Source organism: Synechococcus sp. R6-7 (assembly GCF_047461695.1).
GTDB lineage: Bacteria > Cyanobacteriota > Cyanobacteriia > Thermostichales > Thermostichaceae > Thermostichus.
This window is the reverse complement of sequence record NZ_JANSHS010000505.1, coordinates 1-2615: the sequence shown is the minus strand read 5'-3', so window position 1 is coordinate 2615 and position 2615 is coordinate 1. Positions and strand designations below refer to the sequence as shown.

The window sequence follows — 2615 nt, the reverse complement described above, 5'->3', positions numbered from 1 at the left end:
AGGGCTTTTTGGATGCGCGCCAAGAGGGGGGCTTCCTCCAAGTTCACTGGCACAGGAGCTTGCAATTCCCACGAGGGCAAGGGGGATCGAGAAAGGCGCTCCATTTGGGCAAAAAAGGCGGTGATCTGCCCGGCCAAAGCCGCTAGGTCGCTCTCGGGGTCGATTTCCAGATTGAGCCGCGCTACCGTCAGGGATCCCCAGGAGTCTGGCACCTGCAACAGTTGCCAACGTGGCAGCACCAGCGCTGCCCCCCCTTTGCTCCTGGGGCTGAAACTGAGGCGACAGAAACACAGGGGGCGTTCCTGCCGGCTGTCTGGGAATCTTCCCACTTCCGAGGGCTCCGTTCTGCCAATGCAAGCGGCATGGACGTGGGGCTGCAGCTCTTCTACAAAGCTCCGTGCCGCCCGCAAGCCCCCTTCTCCCGCGAGATCAACCTGCCGCAGGGATCCCCACCCCAGCACCCGCACCCTTTCCCCGCGGGCCTTGTGGGAGAAATAACAGTAGCTCGGGAATCGGTTCGTGGGGAGAGAACCCAGCTTCTGGGCCAGCACCGCCAGCGGATCCAGCTCTGGGATGGGCTGCGACAAGCTGAGGATTTGGGGCACGCCCCGCGCCCGCGCCATCTGTTGGCAGGCGGTTAGGAAGGGATCCCAGTGGCGCCGATCCCTCGCCTCGTCCGTCCAGGTAGAAGTGCGAGTCGGCGGCCATGCTCTCGGCCACTCCAGGCACTCAAGCGTACCGTGGGCATTCCAAGGGGAAAGAGAAGAGGTCATGCGCAAGAAAAAGAAGACGATCCCACCTTGGCCGAAAACAGGACACCCGTCGATGGAGACCGGCAGAAGATGACTTTAGGATAAGAGATTAGGAGAAGGGCCGGCAGCCTGAGCTTCTGGGGGCCAGATCTGAGGAGCTTCTTCACGGACTGCAAAGTTTCTTAGCATCCTGGGGGATGCTTTCTCAGGCGCTCTACCCTACAGAGCAGATGGTTGTAGACAGATCCAGAGACAGGCCCCAGAGCAGGCTTGCTTCCCAAGGAGAACTCCCATGAATCCAGATGTCGGCCAAGTGCAGCCACCAGCAGAGGTCGCATGGAGTGACCCCTCCCGCCGGCAATTGTGGATGGCTGCCCTCAAGCCCCCCATGTACAGTGTGGCGATCATGCCCATCTGGGTGGGATCCGCCATTGCCTATGCCCAGTCAGGGGTGCTGGACTTGGGGGTTTTGGGGGTGTTTTGGGGAGCCGCCATCTGCATCTTGGCCTGGGTCAACCTCAGCAACGACGTGTTCGATGCCCAGACAGGGGTGGACAAAAACAAACTCCACTCCCTGGTTAACCTGACAGGCAAGCCGGGGCGGGTGTTTTGGGTGGGGAATGCCTTTTTGGCTCTGGGGCTGCTGGGGATCCTGTGGCTGAGCTGGCGGCAATCGGATCCCACGGTGCTGCTGTTGGTGCTGCTGGCCTGCGGGCTGGGCTATGCCTACCAGGGGCCGCCCCTGCGCCTGGGCTATCAGGGCCTGGGCGAGATCCTCTGCTTTTTCAGCTTTGGGCCGCTGGCGGTTTTGGCCGCCCACTACAGCCAAAGCCAGACTTGGTCGCTGCCGGGGTTAGCGGCCTCACTGGTGGTGGGAATGGCGACCAGCTTGATTTTGTTTTGTTCCCATTTCCATCAAGTGCAGGATGACCTAGCCTGCGGCAAGCGCTCGCCGGTGGCCCGCCTGGGGACTTTGCGCTCGGCCCGCCTCATCCCCTGGCTCTGCGGCAGCCTTTTTGGCCTGATGCTGCTGTTTGTGGGGCTGGGGATCTTTCCGGCTTGGACACTGCTGAGTTTGGCGGGGATCCCGTTTGCAGTGCGGCTTTCCCGCCTGCTGGGTACCTATCACGATCAGCCGCAGCGGATTAGCCACTCCAAGTTCATCGCCGTCAGTCTCCATTTTTGGCTGGGGCTGTTTCTGGGGCTAGGGTTCATCCTCAGCCGCTATGGCTGAAGGCTGAAAAGTCGGCTTAAGGCTAGGTGTGCGCGGGATCCCCCCGGTGCAGCCGGCAAAATGAGATAAGCTACAGCCTAGTGCGCTAGGTCAGAGCATGGCCTATGAGGTGAGTCATCGGTTCGGGTCGAGGTGAGGCGGCAGCGAAAACAGGATGCGGCGATTCTTCAATTCCAACCTGGGGGTGGCGCTGTTGGGGAGCAGCATCTTGGCTGCTTTGGTGGGCTGGGCCTTGTCGATCGACATCGAAGAAGTGAAGGTGGAGTCTCCTCCCCCCGACCAGCCCCTCTCGGTCAGCCGCAGGGTAGACATCTTGGGTCGTCGGGGAGGCCATCAGCGTTGGCGGTTGATTGCCGAGCAGGTGGATCTGGCAGCTGGGCAACAGGTATTTGAACAGGGGGCACACGGCTACTTCTACGGAGAAGGTGCCGACCGGCAAAAAGGGGTGCCGGATCCCTTTTTTGATAGCAGCGAGCAGATGACTTGGCGGGCCAAGCGAGCCCGCTACAATGCCACCGCCGATGAGCTGTATTTGGATGGCGAGGTGGAGGTGAGGAGCGACGATGGCAGCTTGCTCTTGACCAGCGCCCTGAGAGTCACCCCCGAAGAACGCATCGAGGTGCCCGCGG

At 61.3% G+C, this 2615-nt stretch carries 2 protein-coding genes and 1 pseudogene; 2 read left to right on the top strand and 1 reads right to left on the bottom strand.

Annotated features, from left to right (window positions below; translation table 11 throughout):
• Positions 1 to 773 (bottom strand): annotated as a pseudogene (locus NW815_RS13485) (isochorismate synthase); the annotation flags it as partial.
• Between the two features lie 271 nt (positions 774 to 1044).
• On the opposite strand from NW815_RS13485, the gene menA reads away from it, so the two are divergent.
• Positions 1045 to 1986 (top strand): 2-carboxy-1,4-naphthoquinone phytyltransferase, encoded by a 942-nt coding sequence (gene menA / locus NW815_RS13480; RefSeq protein WP_414416122.1) that lies wholly within the window; start codon positions 1045 to 1047, stop codon positions 1984 to 1986.
• Between the two features lie 154 nt (positions 1987 to 2140).
• A partial coding sequence (gene lptC / locus NW815_RS13475) for an LPS export ABC transporter periplasmic protein LptC (RefSeq protein WP_414416121.1) occupies positions 2141 to 2615 on the top strand: 475 nt, incomplete at its 3' end.